Genomic DNA, 19,462 nt, shown 5'->3' with positions numbered 1-19,462 from the left:
TACGGGACCCCGCGGCCGAGCGGCCCCTGTTCCACGTGAAACAGTCTCAGGAGGAATGGCCGAATCCCGACTCGCCAAGCTCGCTCAGAATGCGGTTGAGGTCGGCGATGGTCGCGAACTCCACGACCATCTGTCCCTTCTTCGCACCGAGCGTCACCTTCACGCGGGTGTTCAGGCGGTCGCCGAGGCGGTCTGCGATCTCATCGAGTTGTCCGCGTCGCGACCCGGCCACCGGACGCGGCTTTTTGGCCTGAACGCCCTGAGCCGCAGCAGCCTCGGCCGCGCGAACCGACAGGTCCTCGTTCACGATCTTGTCGGCCAAGCGCTGCTGTGCCTCAGGATCGGTCAGCGACAGGATGGCGCGAGCATGTCCGGCGCTCAGCACACCGGCAGCGACGCGCTGCTGCACGGCCGCGGGCAACTTGAGCAGGCGGATGGTGTTGCTGATCTGAGGGCGGGAACGACCGATGCGGTTTGCAAGCTCGTCCTGGGTGATTCCGAAGTCGGCCAGGAGCTGCTGGTATGCAGAAGCCTCCTCGAGCGGATTCAGCTCCGAGCGGTGCAGGTTCTCGAGCAGCGCATCGCGCAGCATGTCCTCGTCGGCGGTGTCCTTGATGATCGCGGGGATGCGGTCGAGACCCACCTCCTTGGAGGCGCGTAGACGGCGCTCACCCATGATGAGTTCGTATCGTTCGTCATCGCCAGGGATCGGTCGGACCACGATCGGCTGCAGCACGCCGACCTCACGGATGCTCGTGACGAGTTCGGCGAGGTGGTCCTCATCGAAGACCGTGCGCGGCTGGTTGGCGTTCGGCACGATCAGTTCGGGGGAGAGGTACGCCAGCCGGGCACCGGGGACGGCCACGAGCTGCGGCCCATCTGTCGTGGGCGCAGCGGCGTCCGGTGCGGTGGGCGCGTCGGCTGCCGCCGCCTCTGCTGCGGCGGCGTCCGCGGCGGCAGTAGCCGCGTCCTTCGCCGCCTTGCGGGCAGTGCCCTGGTTGTCGGGGAAGAAGACGTCGACGGGACGGTTCGCCTGCGAGTCTGAACTCGTCGTCGGAATGAGTGCACCGATCCCGCGACCGAGTCCAGTTCGTTTCGTTGCCATCAGTGACTGACTCCCTCAGGGTGGTTCGTATCGGGTGTATCGGAGGAGCCTGCGGCCCATCGGTTGGCGATCTCCGCCGCTGCTTCGAGATAGGACACCGCGCCGAGTGACGTGGGGTCGTAGCTGATGACGCTCTGCCCGAAGCTGGGGGCTTCGGAGATGCGCACCGCTCGTGGGATGACCGACTCGAGGACCTGCCCGGTGAAGTGGTCTCGGACGTCCTGGGCCACCTGCTGCGCGAGGTTGGTGCGCCCGTCGTACATCGTCAGGAGAATGGTGCTGACGGCGAGCCCTGGGTTCAGGTGCCGCTGGATCAGCTGGATGCTACTGAGGAGCTGACTCAAGCCCTCGAGCGCGTAGTACTCGCACTGGATCGGGATGAGTACCTCTTTGGCCGCGACGAAGGCATTGATCGTCAGGAGGCCGAGGGACGGCGGGCAGTCGATCAGGACGTAGTGGAACGGCTCTTCGGCGTCCTGGATGAACTGTTCGAGCGCCGTGCGGAGTCGGTGCTCACGCGCGACCTGTGACACGAGTTCGATCTCCGCGCCGGCGAGATGGATCGTCGAGGGAGCGCAGAACAGCGTGGGGAACTCGGGGCTCTGCTGGACGACATCGGCCAGGGGGAAGTCGTCGATCAGGACGTCGTAGACACTCGGGACGTCCGAGTGATGCTCGACACCGAGTGCGGTTGACGCGTTCCCCTGGGGATCCAGGTCGATCACGAGGACACGAGCGCCCGAACGAGCGAGGGCCGCGCCGATGTTGACGGTGGTCGTCGTCTTGCCGACTCCACCCTTCTGGTTGGAGACCGTGAAGACCCGAGTGTGGTCGGGCGTCGGCAGGGTTGCGTGAGCCAAGGCTTTACGCCTCTCAGTCAGATGGTGGAGCTCGCGAGCCAACGGCGTGGACGCGTCGAAGGCGCTACCAACGGAGCCGCGCACGGGAGCCGCGGAATGCGTTGGTTCGGGTTGTTTCACGTGAAACCTTCTTGCTCGAAACGTGTCCTTCAACCGTACCAGCGTGGGCTGACGCCAGGGGAGCGATCTCCGACAGTGATCGGGGAGTGCGTACGCACGGAGCCCCTCGAGCGCCGTTTTGCGACACCCGCATATCGTCGAACGTCCCGGATGGTGCCCAGAAGGGACACCTCCCCCTCCTGCGTCCACAGGGTTATCCACAGGGCACCGGCGTGCCTGATCCCGCGCAACCGCGCAAGCCCCGGGCGTGCAGGTCGATGCTGGTCAGATCAACCCGATACGAGACCGGCGGACGTGTGTTGACATCCATGTGTGAGGTTCCTCCGCGATCAGGCGGAGATCCGCGTCTTTCCGCGGAAGTTCGTACCCGCACGTCCCACTCCGGGCCCAGCACGTCCGGGCTCTCGCCCCGGTCCGAGTTGGCCACAGTGCGGTGGTGGGCCGGGCGGGGCCCCCTTCTTCGCAGAGGATCACCAGTTCCTGCGGTTGCGCGCCAGAACTGTCCACAGGGTTATCCACAGGCCCCAGTCCCACACGCTCGTATGGTGGAGAGTTGCACGACAGGCGCGAGTCCGCGCCAACGTTTCACGTGAAACCGAGACTCCGCGCACGCCGAGCCGTCGGACGGCTCATATCGATAGGCGTCTTCGCAGCCCCTGGCCACAGCCCGCTATCCGCCTCGCCGGTGTGATCCCACACTGGGGGAGCGGTATCGACGAAGTATCACGCAACCGGTCCGATCTCACACCCGGCCCGTCGTACCCGGCCGCTGTTTCACGTGAAACCCTCTCGACAGGACCAACGCAACCGATGGGTGTGATCTCGAGCGCAAGCCAGCCTGCTACCGCGCACTGTGCTCGTCGAACTCAACTCGTCTGCACCACCGCGTAACAGCCACGCAGGAGCAGAACGCCACCCATGTTCCACGTGAAACATCGAACACCGCGCCGGTCCCGGCACGACGGCCTCCCTGGGCGTGCACGCACTGAGTGAACTGGATCACACGACTCCAGGCCGACAGGAACCACTCCTGAGAACGAAGGACTCCAGCGAGTGGCATCGCTCCCACGTTCCACGCGAAACGTCCCGCAATTTCACACTTCCGGCGGCAAGCACGCTCCGCCGAGGCTATCTGGGTGGATAATCATGCATCGTCAATCAGGTTTACGCCTACTTCTTCCAAGCTGACAGCAGTCGCCAGCACGACCTCCGCAGTGCCGGCGCACTTCGACACATCGTTACGCAGAGTGGGCGCCGTGCACGGTACCTCGCCGCCGGGAGAGCGCGGAGTAGCAGCACGGCGTGCTCCGATGTGAACGCACTGCACCGCGCCAGAACCTCCTAGAACGGGGCGCCCTCGACGCACGCGATAGCGGTAGGCAGATCATCCTCTGCTTCTCCGGCCGGCAAATCACCCAGCACCTCAGACAGCACCGACCCGGCGGTGGACATGAGCCTGCCAACGGTCGGGCGCCAGTCGGCCCGCAGGCACCTGAGGAACTGGCGAAATCCGCATCTCGCAGCAGGTCTCCAACGACAGGTCCGCCACGTGATGCACCGCCGCGAGTCCGTTGAACGTGTGGGACCGGAACGGGGCGATGCATCTTCCCTGCAACCAAGGAAAGCCTCGGACCCACCCGGGATTCGAACGAGGACCACAGATCCCTGACAAGCCCGACCGGATCACCAACCTGGGAGGTCCACCGTTGCCACCCGCACTCGTCCATCATCTCCGAAAAGGCAGCTAGCTGGCCGGCCACCGCGCACAACAGCATGGACGTCTGGGTGCGCCGACCACCGGAGCGCGGAGCATCGCCGCCCGTCGATCGCGGTGCCGGCGCCGCGTCACGAGACTGGGGCTACAGGCTTGGTGAAGAACATATATGAGATACCAGGAGCACTACTGCTGGCAAACGTCAGAAAACACTCGAATCCGGCCCGCCCAACGCCCCAATTTCGTGTCCGGATGGACCGGAGAATCGTTCCTGACGAACTCAGGACCCCTGAAATGGCCTTGCTCTCCAGCGGGGTTCGTCAGGAGCCATTCTCCCGAGAGCTCGCAAACCGCCGAACATCGTCTGTGAGGCCCCTCGCGGAGGCCCCAAGAGCTCTCGCCCGACTTCAGCCGCGGACGGTTCCCACGATGACTCGGGTCGGCTCCGCGAGAACGCCCTCGCCAAGCGTTCGAACCTCGACGCCGGAGACCCGGTACTTGCGAAGCTCCTTGTTCGACGCGTCGACCTCCGCCTGAGCGCCGGCACCCTTCATGAGGACCAGCTCTCCGCCGTCCCGAAGCAGGGGAGCGGTGAGGGGGAGTAGCTTTCGCAATGCGCTGACCGCCCGAGCGGTCACCTGGTCGAGGGGCTCATCGAGACGAACCTCCTCAGCGCGCGCTCGCACGACGATGACGTTCTCGAGCCCGAGGACGCCTACCTGGTCGTTGAGCCAGGCGACCCGACGTTCCATCGGTTCGATGAGCACGAACTCGACGTCCGGCCGGGCGATCGCAAGGACCAGTCCAGGCAGCCCAGCGCCAGTGCCGACGTCCCCGACTCGTCCGGGATGAAGGAGCGGGGCCACGATCACACTGTTGAGGATGTGGCGCGTCCAGAGACGCGGAAGCTCCAGGGGCCCGATCAGCCCGAGTGGCTCACCGAACTCCGCCAGGTTCGCGGCGAATGCACGACCGACATCGATCCGGTCGCCGAACAACTCGGCTGCTTCCGCCGGTTCCGGTTCGAGTCCTGCAGGCACGTCAGTCATCGCAGTTTCACGTGAAACGATCAGGCCGCGTCAGCCGCGGGTGATGACGGTGTGACGGTCGCGGCCTTCGCCGTGGGACTCGGACACGAAGCCGCGAGCCGACACGATGTCGTGGACGAGCTTGCGCTCGTAGCTCGACATCGGGGGGAGTGCCGCCTCGGTGGAACCGGCCTCGATGCGCTCGACCGCTCGCTCCACGAGGGCGCCGAGCTCCTGCTGACGTGCTTCGCGGGATCCGCCGATGTCGAGGATGAGCCGGGAGAAGCCACCGGTACGGTTCTGAACAGCCAGGCGGGTCAGCTCCTGCAGTGCGTTCACCGTGTCGGGACGCGACAGGAGACGCAGGTTGCTCTCCGTGGGGGAGTCGATCGACACGTACGCGCGACCATTGCGGGCATCGATGTCGATGTCGCCATCGATGTCGCAGATGTCGAGGAACTCCTCGATGTAGTCCGCTGCGACGTCGCCCTCTTCTTCGAGCTGCGTGATGGTGGGTGCTTCGTCCTGGGCCGGGGCCAGTTCCTGGTCAGTCACCGATACTCCTACTTGTCTCGTCCGTCGGTCTGCTGCTTCTTCGCACGCGCCTTGCCCATGGGCTGCTGGCGCTGCGTCGGGGTCTTCTTCTCGGGTACCGGCGCCTCGGAGATCGAGATGACGTCGCCGTTCGGCGTCATAAGCTTGCCCTTCCGAGCGAGACGCTCCTCACGAGCCTTCGCAGCGTCGGAACCAGGCGTCGGCATGTTCCGGATGACGAGGAACTGCTGCACCATTGTCCACGCGTTGGACGTCAGCCAGTAGAACATGACGCCGAGCGGGAAGGCGAAGCCGGAGAAGAGGAACACGAAGGGCAGGATGTAGAGGAGGATCCGCTGCTGCTTGAACTGCGGGCTGGCCTTCGTCTCGGCCGACATGTTCTTCGACACGATCTGCAGCTGCGTGATGAACTGCGACGCGCACATGAGGATGACCATGACGGCGGCGATGATGACGACCGCCCAGTTGACCGGGTTGCCGGCGAGTGCCGCCTGCATGCTCGTGTGCAGCGGAGCGATCCCGAAGAGGCTCGCGTCGCCGAACTGCACGGCGAGGGTCTCGTTCAGGGGACCGACGCCGGCCTTGCTCTTCTGGGCGTCGTTGAGCACGGAGAACAGGGCGAAGAAGATCGGCATCTGGACGAGCAGCGGCAGACATCCGCTGACGGGGGAGGTGCCGTGCTTCTTGTACAGCTCCATCGTCTCGCGGGACATCGCCTCACGGCTGGCCTGGTCGCGCTTGCCCTTGTACTTCTCCTGCACCTTCTTCATCTGCGGCGCGATCTCGAGCATCTTGCGCTGGCTCTTGATCTGCTTGATGAACAGGGGGATCAGGGCGGCACGGACGACGAGGACGAGCCCGACGATCGAGAGGACCCAGGTGATACCGGCCGCGGGGTCGAGTCCGATGGCCGTCCACAGCAGGTGCCAGCCCACGAGGAGCAGCTCGACCGCCCATTTGAGCGGCCAGAGAATTGTGCCGATGATGTCCATAGGTGCGGGTCAGCCCTTTCCGTGGCTCGGTTGCACGACAAATCCGTGAGAAGTGACGCTGTACCGGAAGTTCTTCTTGGGTGGCACCTCGTCGAAGCGAGGTGCTGCCCAGGGGTGGCATCTCGCGATGCGGGCCGCTGCCATCGCCGAACCGACGACGACACCGTGTTGCTGCACCGCTCCCAGAGCGTACGCGGAACAGCTGGGGTAATACCGGCAGACGTCGCCGTACAGCGGAGAGATCGCGGCGCGATACCCGCGAAGCGCCAGCACCGCAGCATTGCGGGGCGCGAGGCAGGTGGCAGCGAGGACGCCGTTCATCGGTGCGCGTCCGAACTCTCGACGATGACGCCGCGTTTGGCGAAGGCGCGATCGACCTCGGCATGGAGCGAGGCGAACGGCGCCGTCGCTGCAGACGGCAGCGCCCGGATGACCACGTCAGCGCCGTGGGCAGCCTGAACGACGCTGTCGTGACAGATGGCCTTCAAACGACGTCTGACAAGATTGCGGGTCACTGCGTTACCGACCGTTTTCGCAACGATGAACCCGAAGCGCGGCTGTCCGCCCTTCGGGTTCATGCGTACGTACGTGACCGTGTGCTCGCCGACGAACCGGGACCCGCGACGAACTACCCCTCGGTAGTCGTCGCCGGACGTGATCCGGCTCGCACGCTCGAGCACGACGGCTCTACGCGGAGAGTTCGGTGCGGCCCTTGGCGCGACGAGCCGACAGGATGCCGCGGCCGGCACGCGTGCGCATGCGCAGACGGAAGCCGTGCTTCTTGGCGCGACGACGGTTGTTCGGCTGGAAGGTTCTCTTGCTCATAATTACGATCTCCGGATCATGACCCACCACTGCACAGGTGGCAGCAGGGTACGGAAGGGTGCCCGTGGGCAGAAGTCAACTGATTAAACCTACGGTCTACTCGCGCGAAGGTCAAACCAGCGGCGCCCAAACGAATGATTATCCACAGGATTCACAGAAATTGTAGCAGTGACACGCAGGGCGGCCGTACAGTGATTTGGGACTGGGGCGACGTGTTGTTAGCGTAAGCCCTCGGGTTATGCACAGCGTGTGGATAGCACCGCGCTCAGCCCCGAATACTCAGGGGAGAGCCTGTGGATGAACCTGTGAGTATGTGTGGGGAGAACTATGTCGGACGCCGACGATGCGATCGCTGAGACCTGGCAATCGGTGCTCGAGATCCTCTCCGTCGACGACCGCATCACCCCGCCGCTCCGCGGGTTCCTCAACCTCATCGTCCCCAAGGGCATCATGGGCGGCACCTTCTACCTGGAGGTGCCCAACGAGTTCACGATGGGCATGCTCAACCAGCGCATGCGGGCACCGATCCTCGCCGCACTCGCGTCCATCGTCGACGGCGGCCCCGTCGGCAACTACGCGATCGTCGTCAACCCCGACATCGTCGAGGAACGGTACGAGCAGACCGGCTTCCAGCACATCGACCCGGCACCGCTCGAGTCACCGCAACCGCAGCTGACCCCGACCCCCACGCTGCCGGCTCGCGAGAACGACACCCGACTCAACCCGAAGTACAGCTTCGACAACTTCGTCATCGGTCAGTCCAACCGGTTCGCGCACGCGGCCGCGGTCGCCGTGGCCGAAGCGCCGGCCAAGGCCTACAACCCGCTGTTCGTGTACGGCGACTCCGGGCTCGGCAAGACCCACCTCCTCCACGCCATCGGCCACTACGCGATGAACCTCTACGCGGGGATCCGCGTCCGGTACGTGTCCAGCGAGGAGTTCACGAACGACTTCATCAACTCGATCGCCAACAACCGCGGCTCGTTCTTCCAGTCGCGGTACCGCGACATCGACATCCTGCTGATCGACGACATCCAGTTCCTTCAGGGCAAGGCGGAGACGCAGGAGGCGTTCTTCCACACCTTCAACACCCTGCACGATCACAACAAGCAGGTGGTCATCACCAGCGACCTGCCGCCGAAGGCGCTCACCGGCTTCGAAGAGCGGATGCGTTCGCGCTTCGAGTGGGGACTCATCACCGACGTCCAGGCTCCCGACCTCGAGACGCGCATCGCGATCCTGCGCAAGAAGGCGCAGAACGAGAAGCTGCACATCCCGGACGAGGTCCTCGAGTTCATCGCCACCAAGGTGTCGAGCAACATCCGTGAGCTGGAGGGCACGCTCATCCGGGTCGTCGCGTTCGCGAGCCTGAACCGGACCGCCGTCGACATGACGTTGGCCCAGACGGTGTTGAAGGACGTCATCAGCCTCGACGACGACAACGTCATCTCGCCGATCGACATCATCAACACGACGGCGGACTACTTCAAACTCTCGGTCGACGACCTGTACGGCTCGAGCCGGTCGCAGGCGGTCGCGACGGCGCGTCAGATCGCGATGTACCTCTGTCGCGAGCTCACGAACCTCTCACTCCCGAAGATCGGTCAGCTGTTCGGCAACCGGGACCACACGACGGTCATGTACGCCAACCGGAAGATCACCGACCTCATGCAGGAGAAGCGCTCGATCTACAACCAGGTGACCGAGCTCACGAGCCGCATCAAGCAGAACCTCCGCTACGGCGCCTGACGCGTCCTGGTGAACGTTTCCGGCCCCTCGACGCACTCGGTGCGCTCGAGGGGCCGATTTCGTTCATCAGGCGACGACGAGCGCTCATTCGACGACATGATCCGAGCCCGATCTGTCCACATTCCGACCTCGCAGCCCTGTGGATAACCTGTGGAGAGATGTGGAAGCTCCAGGCAGGCTTGTGAGTGAACATCGTTCACCGGCCTCCGCGTCCCACACCCTCGTGTCGTTCTCTCCACAGGCCACCACCAAGTTACACACATGTAGTTCCCTGTGTTCGAGCGGGTTCGGCGGACTTATCCACAGTTTCCACACCGGTTAAGACTGTTAACCGTTAATTCAATGATCTCTCCGCCAAACAACCTTTCCCCAGGCTCGCTTCTCCACAGCACCTCGTCCCACTCGACCCCGGAAGCAGACCCACTAGCATTGGTGACGTCATCGAGAGCCAGAGACAGGGGACTTGTCGTGCGATTCAGCGTCAACCGGGATGTATTCAGCGAAGCCGTCTCGTTCGCAGTGAAGCTGCTCCCGCAGCGCCCGACGCTGCCGATCCTGAACGGCATCCTCATCGAAGCCGGTGACGACGGTCTCATCCTGTCCTCCTTCGACTACGAGGTCTCCAGCCAGACCGGCATCGCGGCCGAGGTCGAGGAGGCCGGCACGGCACTCGTCAACGGCCGGCTGCTCTCGGAGATCGCCAGCCGCCTTCCGAACGCACCCGTCCGGTTCAGCAAGGTCGAGAACCGCATCGAGGTCACCTGTGGTTCTGCCCGGTTCACGCTCGGATCGATGCCCGTCGAGGAGTACCCGACGATCCCGCAGGTCGACGCCGACTTCGGCCTCGTGCCCGCCGACGAGTTCGCCACCGCAGTGAGCCAGGTCGCTGTCGCCGCAAGCCGCGACGACGTGACCCCGGTCATCACCGGCGTGCAGCTCGAGGTCTCCAAGACGAGCCTCAGCCTCGTCGCGACCGACCGCTACCGCGTCGCGGTCCGCGAGATCGACTGGGACTCGGGCCAGGGCGACGGTTCCAGCGAGACGATCACAGCCCTCGTGCCGGCCCGCACGCTCCAGGAGGTCGGCAAGACCTTCGGCCACAGCGGCAACATCAACGTCGCGATCACGAATCGCGACGACCGCGAGCTCATCGCGTTCCGGGCCGACCGCAAGACGGTCACCTCGCTGCTGATCAAGGGCAACTTCCCGCCGGTCAAGCGGCTCTTCCCCGAGACGACCGACAACTACGCGATCATCAACACCGCGGAACTCATCGAGGCGACCAGGCGCATGTCGCTCGTCCTCGAGCGCGAAGCGGCTCTCCGCTTCACCTTCACCATCGACGGCCTCACGCTCGAAGCCGTCGGATCCGAGCAGGCGCAGGCATCCGAGGGCATCGACGCCCTCCTCACCGGCGACGACATCGTGCTCTCCCTCAAGCCGCAGTTCCTGATCGACGGTCTGACCGCGGTCCGGAGCGAGTACGTGCGGTTCTCGTTCACGAAGACGGAGAACACGAACAAGCCGGGACCCATGCTCATCACGAGCCAATCCTCCAAGGATCAGCCGGGTGCCGACAGCTACAAGTACCTGCTGCAGCCGAACCTGCTGCTGCGCTGACACGCAAAGGATCCACCATGCACATCGGTCTCGTCGGTCTCGGCAAGATGGGCAACAACATGCGCACGCGTCTGCGTGCGAACGGCATCGAGGTCACCGGTTTCGACCGGAACCCCGATGTCACCGACGTTGCGACGATCAGCGACCTCGTCGCTGCGCTCCCGGCACCTCGCACGGTCTGGGTCATGGTCCCCGCCGGGGCCATCACCGACTCCGTCGTCGAGGAGCTGAACGGCCTGCTCGAGGCCGGCGACCTGATCATCGACGGCGGCAACAGCCGCTTCACGGACGACTTCAAGCACGCTGAGCTGCTGTCGGCGAAGGGCATCGACTACATCGATGCCGGCGTCTCCGGCGGTGTCTGGGGTGTCGACAACGGCTACGGCCTCATGGTCGGCGGTTCCAAGGAGCAGGTGGAGCGGGTCATGCCCGTCTTCGACGCCCTGCGTCCTGAAGGCCCGCGCGATGAGGGCTTCGTCCACGTCGGAGAGGTCGGCGCCGGCCACTACGCGAAGATGGTGCACAACGGCATCGAGTACGCGCTCATGCAGGCGTACGCCGAGGGCTTCGAGCTCCTCGACAAGCGCGAGGACATCATCAAGGACGTGCCCGGCACCTTCAAGGCCTGGCAGCGCGGCACCGTCGTGCGGTCCTGGCTGCTGGAGCTCCTCGTCCGCGCCCTCGAGGAGGACCCGGACTTCGAGCAGATCGAGGGCTACGTCGAGGACTCGGGTGAGGGCCGCTGGACGATCGAGGAGGCCATCGCGAACGCGGTGCCCGTCCCGACCATCTCGGCATCGATCTTCGCCCGCTTCGTGTCGCGCCAGGAGGACTCGCCGGCCATGAAGGCGGTCGCCGCACTCCGCAACCAGTTCGGCGGACACGCGGTCAAGAAGGCCGACGACTGACGACACGACGTCTCCTGACGAACGAAATCGACCCTCCCGGAGCCTTCCGCTCCGCTGGAGGGTCGATTTCGTTCACCCTGCGCCGTCGTGACGGGCGCGCTCGGACGTCCGACGGCGCCCCGACCCGTTCGGCGTCAGGGCGAGGCGGTAGGGTGACGTGGTGATCGTGCGGCACTTGAATCTCACCGACTACCGCAACTACGCGGTGGTCGATGTGGCGCTCGAACCCGGACCCAATCTGTTCGTGGGTCGCAATGGCCAAGGCAAGACCAACCTCGTCGAGGCGATCGGATACCTCAGCAGCCTCGGGTCCCATCGGGTCTCCTCTGAACAGGCACTCATCCGACACGGTGCCGACGCGGCGATCATCAGGGCGCGCATCGTGCACGACGGTCGTGAGCTGCTCGCCGAGGTGCAGCTCAACCGGGGTTCGGCCAACCGCGCGCAGGTGAACCGGTCGCAGATCAAGCCGCGCGAACTGCCGCGGTACGTGTCCACCGTGCTGTTCGCCCCGGAGGACCTCTTGATCGTCCGAGGCGACCCGTCGGCGCGCCGGCGGTTCATCGACCAGCTCCTCGTGCAGCGGATCCCCCGCCTGGCCGGGGTGATGGCCGACTACGACCGCTCCCTGAAGCAGCGGAACTCGCTCCTCAAGTCGGCGAGGGCGCGTGGGCTGAAGTCCGGGCCCCTGGCGACGCTCGACCTCTGGGACGACCGACTCGTGCAGTACGGCACGGAGATCATCGCCGAACGTCTGCAGCTCCTGGCCATGCTCGGTGGGCCACTGCGTGCCGCGTACGAGGCCGTGGCCGGCGACGATCACCGACCGGTCCTCCTGCCCGTGCTCAGTATCGCCGGCACCGATGCCGAGGACGAGTCGGCAGCCGCCGATCCCACGGAGGGCGTGGAGCCGGGCGCGCCCGTCGATCTGGCGCGCATCGCGGAACGGTTCCGTGCGGCGCTCGCGCAGCGTCGGTCGGCCGAACTCGAGCGGGGCCTGACGCTCGTCGGACCGCACCGCGACGACGTGTTCTTCGGTCTCAACGGGCTGCCGGTCAAGGGCTACGCGAGCCACGGCGAATCGTGGTCGTTCGCGCTCGCCGCCAAACTCGCCTCGGCCGAGCTCCTCCGGGCCGACTCGTCCCTCGGCGATCCGGTGCTCATCCTCGACGACGTCTTCGCCGAGCTCGATTCGCGACGCCGGGAACGCCTCGCGGCCGCGGTCGCGGAGTACGACCAGGTCATCATCACCGCGGCCGTGTTCGACGACGTCCCCGAACGGTTCACCGCGCACGTCGTGCGCATCGAAGCCGGACGGATCGTCGACGGTCCGGAAGATGCGGCCGGCACAGTGAACGAGCCGCTCCTCACGGAGTCGACGCATGACTGAGCCGCGGCGACTCGGACGGGACGCCGATCCGGCGGGGGAACTCTCCGCCACGGTGTACCTCCGGTTCAAGGAGATCTTCGGTGGCGAACGGATCTCCCGTGATCGCAAGCGCCGCGAACGCTCGGCCGAGGGGCCGCAGGACTCGGTGCCGTACGGTGTCGGTCGCGACCCCAAGGGCCTCGGGACGGTCATCGATTCGCTGACCGCCGGACTCGGGTGGAACTCGCCACTCGCCCAGCACGAGGTCCTCGGGAACTGGGCGGAGTTGTGCGGCGAGGACACCGCCAGGTACTCCGAACCGGTGTCGATCGCGGACGGCGTCCTGCTCGTCCAATGCCAGTCGACGGCCTGGGCGACACAGCTGCGGCACATGCGCCACGAGATCCTCGTCCGCATCGCCGAACGCTATCCCGACGCCGGTGTCGACACGATCCGTTTCCAGGGCCCCGGAGCACCCTCCTGGAAAAGAGGCCCCAGGTCGATCCCAGGGCGTGGTCCACGCGATACTTACGGCTAGGGAGGCAAATACGGCCTCCGGGTATGGAAAAGTGCCTCAAACGGGCGTTTTCTCGCGGCTTCACGGGGTCTGTTTGGTAGGATGGAACGGTCGAATCTCGACGGTTTGGAGCCCTCTTTTCCTATGACATCAGAACCCAACACGCACGCCCAAGACTCTGATTACGGCGCAAGTGCCATCCAGGTTCTCGAAGGTCTCGAAGCCGTCCGGAAGCGGCCCGGTATGTACATCGGGTCCACCGGTCCACGTGGTCTGCACCACCTGGTCTACGAGATCGTCGACAACTCCGTGGACGAAGCCCTCGCCGGCTACTGCGACACGATCCTCGTGACCATCCTGGAGGACGGCGGCGTCCGCGTCATCGACAACGGTCGAGGCATCCCGGTCGACATCCACCCGGTTGAGAAGAAGTCGACCGTCGAGGTCGTCCTGACCATCCTGCACGCCGGCGGCAAGTTCGGTGGCGGCGGGTACGCGGTCTCCGGTGGTCTCCACGGCGTCGGCTCGTCCGTCGTCAACGCACTGTCCACGCGCCTCTCGGTCGAGGTCCGTCGTCAGGGTTCGGTCTGGCGCCAGAGCTTCCAGCACGGTGTCCCCGACGCCCCGCTCCACGAGGACGAACCGTCCTCCGAGACGGGCACCACGATCACCTTCTGGCCGAGCGCCGAGACGTTCGAGACGACGGAGTTCGACTACGAGACGCTCCGGACCCGCTTCCAGCAGATGGCGTTCCTCAACAAGGGGCTCCGTATCGAGCTCGCCGACGAGCGGCCGTTGCGCGACGCCATCGAGGCCGAGGACGTCGACGACAACTCGGCGGCCCACTCACAGCGCAAGGACGTCTTCTTCTACGAGCGCGGTCTCGAGGACTACGTCGAGTACCTGAACAAGGCCAAGCGTGCCGAGCTCGTCCACGACGAGATCATCTCCTTCGAGTCGGAGAACACCGAGCGCAAAATCGCGCTCGAGGTCGCGATGCAGTGGACGACGGCGTACAACGAGAGCGTCCACACCTACGCGAACACGATCAACACGCACGAGGGCGGCACCCACGAAGAAGGGTTCCGTGCGGCGCTCACCACGCTCGTGAACCGGTACGCACGTGAGAAGGGCATCCTCAAGGAGAAGGACGACAACCTCTCCGGCGACGACGTCCGCGAAGGCCTCACGGCCGTCATCTCCGTCAAGCTCTCCGAGCCGCAGTTCGAGGGCCAGACGAAGACCAAACTCGGCAACACCGAGGCGAAGGCGTTCGTGCAGAAGGTCGTCAGCGAACAGCTCAACGACTGGTTCGACCGCAACCCCAACCAGGCCAAGGAGATCATCCGGAAGGCGCTGCAGGCCGCGACCGCTCGTCTCGCCGCCCGCAAGGCGCGTGAGACGGCCCGTCGCAAGGGTCTCCTCGAGGGTGGCGGCATGCCCGGCAAGCTCAAGGACTGCCAGTCGAAGGACCCGTCGCTGTCCGAGATCTTCATCGTCGAGGGTGACTCCGCAGGCGGCTCCGCCGTGCAGGGTCGCAACCCGGAGACTCAGGCGATCCTCCCGCTCCGCGGCAAGATCCTCAACGTCGAGAAGGCACGCCTCGACCGCGCGCTCGCGAACAACGAGGTCCAGGCCATGATCACGGCCTTCGGTGCCGGCATCGGTGAGGACTTCAACCCCGACAAGGTGCGGTACCACAAGATCGTGCTCATGGCCGATGCCGACGTCGACGGCCAGCACATCACGACGCTGCTGCTGACGCTCCTGTTCCGCTACATGCGCCCGCTCGTCGACCTCGGATACGTGTACCTCGCGCAGCCGCCGCTCTACCGCCTGAAGTGGTCGAACGCCGACCACCAGTACGTGTACAGCGACCGCGAACGCGACGCCCTCCTCACCGACGGTGTCGCCTCGGGCAAGCGCATCCCGAAGGAGAACGGGATCCAGCGCTACAAGGGTCTCGGCGAGATGAACTACAAGGAGCTGTGGGAGACCACGATGGACCCGCAGACGCGGACGCTCCTCCAGGTCACCCTCGACGACGCCGCGGCTGCCGATGAGATCTTCTCCACGCTCATGGGCGAGGACGTGGAGTCCCGCCGGACCTTCATCCAGAAGAACGCGAAAGACGTCCGCTTCCTCGACATCTGAGTGGCACGAACCACCCTCATCCATCGGTCACTGAGCTTGTCGAAGTGATCCACCTCGCATCAAACAGGCCCTTCGACAAGCTCAGGGACCAGGAGAAGTAAGAGAACATGGCAGACGAAACCAACGACGAGATCACGGTCCCGGACGAGGACCACGGCGTGCACGGACGGATCGACCAGGTCGACCTGCAGCTCGAGATGCAGCGCAGCTACCTCGACTACGCGATGAGCGTCATCGTCGGCCGCGCCCTGCCCGACGTCCGCGACGGCCTGAAGCCCGTACACCGTCGCGTGATCTACGCGATGTACGACGGCGGCTACCGCCCCGACCGCTCGTTCTCCAAGTGCGCGCGCGTCGTCGGCGACGTCATGGGTCAGTTCCACCCGCACGGCGACACGGCCATCTACGACGCGCTCGTCCGCCTCGTGCAGCCGTGGAGCCTGCGGTACCCGTTGGCGCTCGGCCAGGGCAACTTCGGCTCACCGGGCAACGACGGCGCGGCAGCCCCTCGGTACACCGAGACGAAGATGGCCCCGCTCGCCATGGAGATGGTGCGCGACATCGACGAGGAGACCGTCGACTTCCAGCCCAACTACGACGGCGAGTCCCAGGAGCCGGTCGTCCTGCCGGCGCGCTTCCCGAACCTCCTCGTCAACGGTTCCGTCGGCATCGCGGTCGGCATGGCCACGAACATCCCGCCGCACAACCTCCGCGAGGTCGCCGACGGTGCCCTGTGGCACCTGGCGAACCCCGAGGCCAGCCGGGAAGAGCTCCTCGAGGCGCTCATGCAGCGCATCAAGGGGCCGGATTTCCCGACCGGCGCGCAGATCCTCGGTATCAAGGGCATCCAGGACGCCTACCGCACGGGTCGCGGTTCCATCACGATGCGGGCCGTCGTGAACGTCGAGGAGATCCAGGGCCGGACCTGCCTCGTCGTCACCGAGCTCCCGTACCAGGTGAACCCCGACAACCTCGCGCTGAAGATCGCCGACCTCGTCAAGGAGGGTCGTCTCGGCGGCGTCGCCGACATCCGCGACGAGACCTCCGGTCGTACCGGCCAGCGGCTCGTCATCGTGCTGAAGCGCGATGCGGTCGCGAAGGTCGTCCTCAACAACCTCTACAAGCACACGCAGCTGCAGGACAACTTCGGCGCGAACATGCTCGCGATCGTCGACGGCATTCCGCGCACGCTGCCGCTCGACGGGTTCATCACCAACTGGGTGACGCACCAGGTCGAGGTCATCGTCCGCCGCACCGTGTTCCGACTCCGTAAGAAGGAGGAGCGCGCACACATCCTCCGCGGCTACCTGAAGGCACTCGACGCACTGGACGAGGTCATCGCGCTCATCCGTCGCTCGCCGTCCGCCGACGAGGCGCGCACGGGCCTCATGGACCTCCTCGAGATCGACGAGCTCCAGGCCAGCGCGATCCTCGACATGCAGCTGCGTCGTCTCGCCGCCCTCGAGCGTCAGAAGATCATCGACGAGGCAGCCGAGATCGAAGCGCAGATCGCCGACCTCAAGGACATCCTCGCGAAGCCGGTCCGCCAGCGCGAGATCGTCAGCGAGGAACTGACCGCGATCGTCGACAAGTACGGCGACGACCGCCGCACCGAGATCATGTTCGGTTTCGACGGCGACATGAACATGGAAGACCTGATCCCCGAAGAGGAGATGGTCATCACCGTCACCCGCGGCGGGTACATCAAGCGCACGCGCAGCGACAACTACCGTCAGCAGCACCGCGGTGGCAAGGGTGTCAAGGGCGCCCAGCTGCGCGCGGACGACGTGGTCGACCACTTCTTCGTGACGACGACGCACCACTGGCTCCTCTTCTTCACGACGAAGGGTCGCGTGTACCGCGCGAAGGCCTACGAGCTGCAGGAGGCCGGCCGCGACGCCAAGGGCCAGCACGTGGCCAACCTGCTCGCCATGCAGCCCGACGAGGAGATCGCCGAGATCCTCGACATCCGCGACTACGAGGCCGCGACGTACCTGGTCCTCGCGACGCACGACGGCCTCGTCAAGAAGACGGCGCTCTCGGAGTACGACACGAACCGCTCGGGCGGCATCATCGCGATCAACCTGCGCGAGGGCGACGAGCTCACCTCCGCGCTGCTCGTGGAGAACGACAGTGACGTCCTGCTGGTGTCCCGCAAGGGCATGTCGATCCGCTTCACGGCCAGCGACGAGACCCTGCGGCCGATGGGACGCGCGACGAGCGGCGTCATCGGCATGCACTTCCGCGACGACGACAAACTGCTCTCGGCGTCGGTGCTGCCGTCCGTCGAGGGTGAGGAACGCGAGGCCTTCGTCTTCGTCGTGACCGAGGGTGGCTACGCGAAGCGCACCAACATCGACCAGTACCGCGGCCAGAACCGCGGTGGTCTGGGCATCAAGGTGGCCAAGCTGAACGACGATCGAGGCACCCTCGCGGGCGCCCTGATCGTCGACGAGAGCGACGAGGTCCTTGTGGTTCTTGCCAGTGGCAAGGTGGTAAGGTCTGCCGTGGCCGAAGTTCCAGCGAAGGGGCGCGACACCATGGGCGTCGTCTTCGCACGTTTCGCGGAGAGCGACCGAATCATCGCGCTGGCCAAGAACAGTGACCGAAACCTTGAGACCCAGGATGTTCCGGAGACGGTTGCAGACGCAGCCGCACCGGAGGGTGCAGAACCCGAGGCATCCGTGCCGGACGAGACTCCGGCGATGAAGGAAGAAGTAGATGAGCAGTAGCGTCGCAGAGAAGTTGGCCAAGAAGTCGACCAAACGCACCAGCACCAAGCAGGTGCGCCTGAAGCTGGTGTACATCGACTTCTGGTCGGCGGTGAAGCTGTCGTTCCTGGCGGCGATCGCGGTCGCCGTGGTCATCGTGGTGTTCTTCTTCCTCGTCTACACGGTGCTCAACACCACCGGTGTCTTCACGAAGGTCGGTGGCCTGTTCACCGACATCGCCGGACCGGGGAACAACATCCTGCAGTACGTCAACCTGCCGCAGGTCATGGCCTTCGCCGGCATCGTGGCGCTGCTCAACCTCATCGTCATCACGCTGATGGGAGCGCTCCTCGCGGGGCTCTACAACCTCAGCGTGAAGATCACGGGTGGCCTCCTCGTCGGGTTCACCAACAACTGACGCTCCTTCGGGTCGGCGCCGCCCCGTGCGGCGCCGCTCGATTATGAGTTGCGGCGGGAATCGGGTAGTCTCAACAAGGTTCAAAACGGGGCTATAGCTCAGGCGGTTAGAGCGCTTCGCTGATAACGAAGAGGTCCCAGGTTCAAGTCCTGGTAGCCCCACCCTGCACGACCAGCAACACACCGATTGGATCGGATCTCCGGATCTGTTCCATCCGGGGCCTTAGCTCAGTTGGTAGAGCGCCTGCTTTGCAAGCAGGATGTCGGGAGTTCGATTCTCCCAGGCTCCACAGTCCAGAAACGCCCTCGGCAGACGCCGGGGGCGTTCTCCGTTGTCGCGCGGCCCGGCGGTTAGGCTGACGGCATGGATATCCGCGTCGCTGCATATGCCGTCATCGTCGACGAACGGGGCATGCTCCTCTCCCACTGGAACGAGAGCGGACACAGCGGATGGACGCTCCCCGGCGGCGGGATCGACCCCGGTGAGGACCCGGCCGACGCGGCCGTCCGCGAGGTGTTCGAGGAGACCGGCTATTACGCCGAGCTCGACGACTTGATCGGCGTCGACTCGCAGGTCGTACCGGCGGAGCGTCGCCTCAGCACCACGGCCACCGAGCCGCTCCACACGCTGCGCATCGTCTACCGGGCGCACCTCACCGGCGGCACGCTGACCTACGAGGCCGACGGCAGCACCGACTACGCCGCGTGGTACCCGCTCGAGGAGGTCGGCTCACTCGACCGCGTCAGCCTCGTCGACGTCGGACGACGCTTCGCCGGCCTCATCTGAGCACAGCCGTCACAACACGAAGCCCCTCCCC

Annotated in this window: 17 protein-coding genes and 2 tRNA genes; 11 read left to right on the top strand and 8 right to left on the bottom strand. The window is 65.3% G+C overall.

Translation table 11 applies throughout. The features are described 5' to 3' along the window. Window positions 1-46: 46 nt before the first annotated feature. The 8 genes from ACQG07_RS17715 to rpmH all read right to left on the bottom strand — a co-directional run bounded on the left by ACQG07_RS17715 (window position 47) and on the right by rpmH (window position 7,199). Window positions 47-1,105, bottom strand: a complete 1,059-nt coding sequence (locus tag ACQG07_RS17715) for a ParB/RepB/Spo0J family partition protein (RefSeq protein ID WP_426738993.1) — start codon at window positions 1,103-1,105, stop codon at window positions 47-49. After that, window positions 1,105-2,049, bottom strand: a complete 945-nt coding sequence (locus tag ACQG07_RS17710; protein ID WP_426739012.1) for a ParA family protein — start codon at window positions 2,047-2,049, stop codon at window positions 1,105-1,107. The genes ACQG07_RS17715 and ACQG07_RS17710 overlap by 1 nt, the downstream gene beginning before the upstream one ends. A 2,157-nt stretch (window positions 2,050-4,206) precedes the next feature. Next, the gene (gene rsmG / locus ACQG07_RS17705; RefSeq protein WP_426738992.1) at window positions 4,207-4,848 is read right to left on the bottom strand and encodes a 16S rRNA (guanine(527)-N(7))-methyltransferase RsmG; all 642 of its coding nucleotides are present in this window, start codon (window positions 4,846-4,848) and stop codon (window positions 4,207-4,209) included. 30 nt (window positions 4,849-4,878) lie between these two features. Continuing rightward, window positions 4,879-5,382, bottom strand: a complete 504-nt coding sequence (locus ACQG07_RS17700; RefSeq protein ID WP_064294041.1) for a protein jag — start codon at window positions 5,380-5,382, stop codon at window positions 4,879-4,881. Between the two features lie 8 nt (window positions 5,383-5,390). Continuing rightward, window positions 5,391-6,374 (bottom strand): membrane protein insertase YidC, encoded by a 984-nt coding sequence (yidC, locus tag ACQG07_RS17695; protein ID WP_426738991.1) that lies wholly within the window; start codon window positions 6,372-6,374, stop codon window positions 5,391-5,393. Window positions 6,375-6,383: 9 nt separating this feature from the next. Continuing rightward, entirely contained in the window at window positions 6,384-6,695 is a 312-nt protein-coding gene (gene yidD / locus ACQG07_RS17690; RefSeq protein WP_079003764.1) for a membrane protein insertion efficiency factor YidD, read from the bottom strand. Next, on the bottom strand, window positions 6,692-7,054 hold the full coding sequence (gene rnpA / locus ACQG07_RS17685) for a ribonuclease P protein component (RefSeq protein WP_274498867.1): 363 nt from the start codon (window positions 7,052-7,054) through the stop codon (window positions 6,692-6,694). The genes yidD and rnpA overlap by 4 nt, the downstream gene beginning before the upstream one ends. A gap of 7 nt (window positions 7,055-7,061) precedes the next feature. After that, window positions 7,062-7,199: a 50S ribosomal protein L34 gene (gene rpmH, locus ACQG07_RS17680; RefSeq protein ID WP_056010217.1), complete on the bottom strand. Its 138-nt coding sequence runs from the start codon at window positions 7,197-7,199 to the stop codon at window positions 7,062-7,064. 327 nt (window positions 7,200-7,526) lie between these two features. Here rpmH and dnaA point away from each other — a divergent pair, with 327 nt between their 5' ends. The 11 genes from dnaA to ACQG07_RS17625 all read left to right on the top strand — a co-directional run bounded on the left by dnaA (window position 7,527) and on the right by ACQG07_RS17625 (window position 19,431). Continuing rightward, window positions 7,527-8,948, top strand: a complete 1,422-nt coding sequence (gene dnaA / locus ACQG07_RS17675) for a chromosomal replication initiator protein DnaA (protein WP_064294038.1) — start codon at window positions 7,527-7,529, stop codon at window positions 8,946-8,948. A gap of 468 nt (window positions 8,949-9,416) precedes the next feature. Next, window positions 9,417-10,568, top strand: coding sequence for a DNA polymerase III subunit beta (gene dnaN, locus ACQG07_RS17670; protein WP_064294037.1), 1,152 nt, complete (start codon window positions 9,417-9,419; stop codon window positions 10,566-10,568). Between the two features lie 17 nt (window positions 10,569-10,585). Beyond that, window positions 10,586-11,476, top strand: a complete 891-nt coding sequence (gnd, locus tag ACQG07_RS17665) for a phosphogluconate dehydrogenase (NAD(+)-dependent, decarboxylating) (RefSeq protein ID WP_064294036.1) — start codon at window positions 10,586-10,588, stop codon at window positions 11,474-11,476. Between the two features lie 160 nt (window positions 11,477-11,636). Next, the gene (recF, locus tag ACQG07_RS17660) at window positions 11,637-12,866 is read left to right on the top strand and encodes a DNA replication/repair protein RecF (protein WP_426738990.1); all 1,230 of its coding nucleotides are present in this window, start codon (window positions 11,637-11,639) and stop codon (window positions 12,864-12,866) included. Continuing rightward, entirely contained in the window at window positions 12,859-13,383 is a 525-nt protein-coding gene (locus tag ACQG07_RS17655; protein WP_079704322.1) for a DUF721 domain-containing protein, read from the top strand. Before recF ends, ACQG07_RS17655 begins: the two co-directional genes overlap by 8 nt. A 123-nt stretch (window positions 13,384-13,506) precedes the next feature. Then, window positions 13,507-15,516, top strand: coding sequence for a DNA topoisomerase (ATP-hydrolyzing) subunit B (gene gyrB / locus ACQG07_RS17650; protein ID WP_079704323.1), 2,010 nt, complete (start codon window positions 13,507-13,509; stop codon window positions 15,514-15,516). Window positions 15,517-15,623: 107 nt separating this feature from the next. Next, window positions 15,624-18,248, top strand: a complete 2,625-nt coding sequence (gene gyrA / locus ACQG07_RS17645; RefSeq protein ID WP_159876516.1) for a DNA gyrase subunit A — start codon at window positions 15,624-15,626, stop codon at window positions 18,246-18,248. Then, window positions 18,238-18,645, top strand: coding sequence for a DUF3566 domain-containing protein (locus tag ACQG07_RS17640; RefSeq protein WP_056010202.1), 408 nt, complete (start codon window positions 18,238-18,240; stop codon window positions 18,643-18,645). Before gyrA ends, ACQG07_RS17640 begins: the two co-directional genes overlap by 11 nt. An 87-nt stretch (window positions 18,646-18,732) precedes the next feature. Beyond that, window positions 18,733-18,806: transfer RNA gene (locus tag ACQG07_RS17635), tRNA-Ile, on the top strand. Between the two features lie 55 nt (window positions 18,807-18,861). Beyond that, window positions 18,862-18,934: transfer RNA gene (locus tag ACQG07_RS17630), tRNA-Ala, on the top strand. Between the two features lie 74 nt (window positions 18,935-19,008). Next, window positions 19,009-19,431, top strand: a complete 423-nt coding sequence (locus ACQG07_RS17625; protein WP_426738989.1) for an NUDIX hydrolase — start codon at window positions 19,009-19,011, stop codon at window positions 19,429-19,431. The last annotated feature ends 31 nt before the right edge of the window (window positions 19,432-19,462 follow it).

The organism is Plantibacter sp. 2H11-2, assembly GCF_050031945.1.
GTDB classification, from domain to species: domain Bacteria; phylum Actinomycetota; class Actinomycetes; order Actinomycetales; family Microbacteriaceae; genus Plantibacter; species Plantibacter auratus.
The sequence above is the reverse complement of the archived record's forward strand: the minus strand, read 5'-3'. Positions and strand labels throughout refer to the sequence as shown.

Bases quoted from the DNA above. Each gene is read 5' to 3' on its own strand.
- ACQG07_RS17715 (WP_426738993.1), bottom strand. From the start codon at position 1,105: ATGGCAACGAAACGAACTGGACTCGGTCGCGGGATCGGTGCACTCATT.
- gyrB (WP_079704323.1), top strand. From the start codon at position 13,507: ATGACATCAGAACCCAACACGCACGCCCAAGACTCTGATTACGGCGCA.
- yidC (WP_426738991.1), bottom strand. From the start codon at position 6,374: ATGGACATCATCGGCACAATTCTCTGGCCGCTCAAATGGGCGGTCGAG.
- gyrA (WP_159876516.1), top strand. From the start codon at position 15,624: ATGGCAGACGAAACCAACGACGAGATCACGGTCCCGGACGAGGACCAC.
- ACQG07_RS17640 (WP_056010202.1), top strand. From the start codon at position 18,238: ATGAGCAGTAGCGTCGCAGAGAAGTTGGCCAAGAAGTCGACCAAACGC.
- gnd (WP_064294036.1), top strand. From the start codon at position 10,586: ATGCACATCGGTCTCGTCGGTCTCGGCAAGATGGGCAACAACATGCGC.
- dnaA (WP_064294038.1), top strand. From the start codon at position 7,527: ATGTCGGACGCCGACGATGCGATCGCTGAGACCTGGCAATCGGTGCTC.
- rpmH (WP_056010217.1), bottom strand. From the start codon at position 7,199: ATGAGCAAGAGAACCTTCCAGCCGAACAACCGTCGTCGCGCCAAGAAG.
- yidD (WP_079003764.1), bottom strand. From the start codon at position 6,695: ATGAACGGCGTCCTCGCTGCCACCTGCCTCGCGCCCCGCAATGCTGCG.
- ACQG07_RS17625 (WP_426738989.1), top strand. From the start codon at position 19,009: ATGGATATCCGCGTCGCTGCATATGCCGTCATCGTCGACGAACGGGGC.
- rsmG (WP_426738992.1), bottom strand. From the start codon at position 4,848: ATGACTGACGTGCCTGCAGGACTCGAACCGGAACCGGCGGAAGCAGCC.
- ACQG07_RS17655 (WP_079704322.1), top strand. From the start codon at position 12,859: ATGACTGAGCCGCGGCGACTCGGACGGGACGCCGATCCGGCGGGGGAA.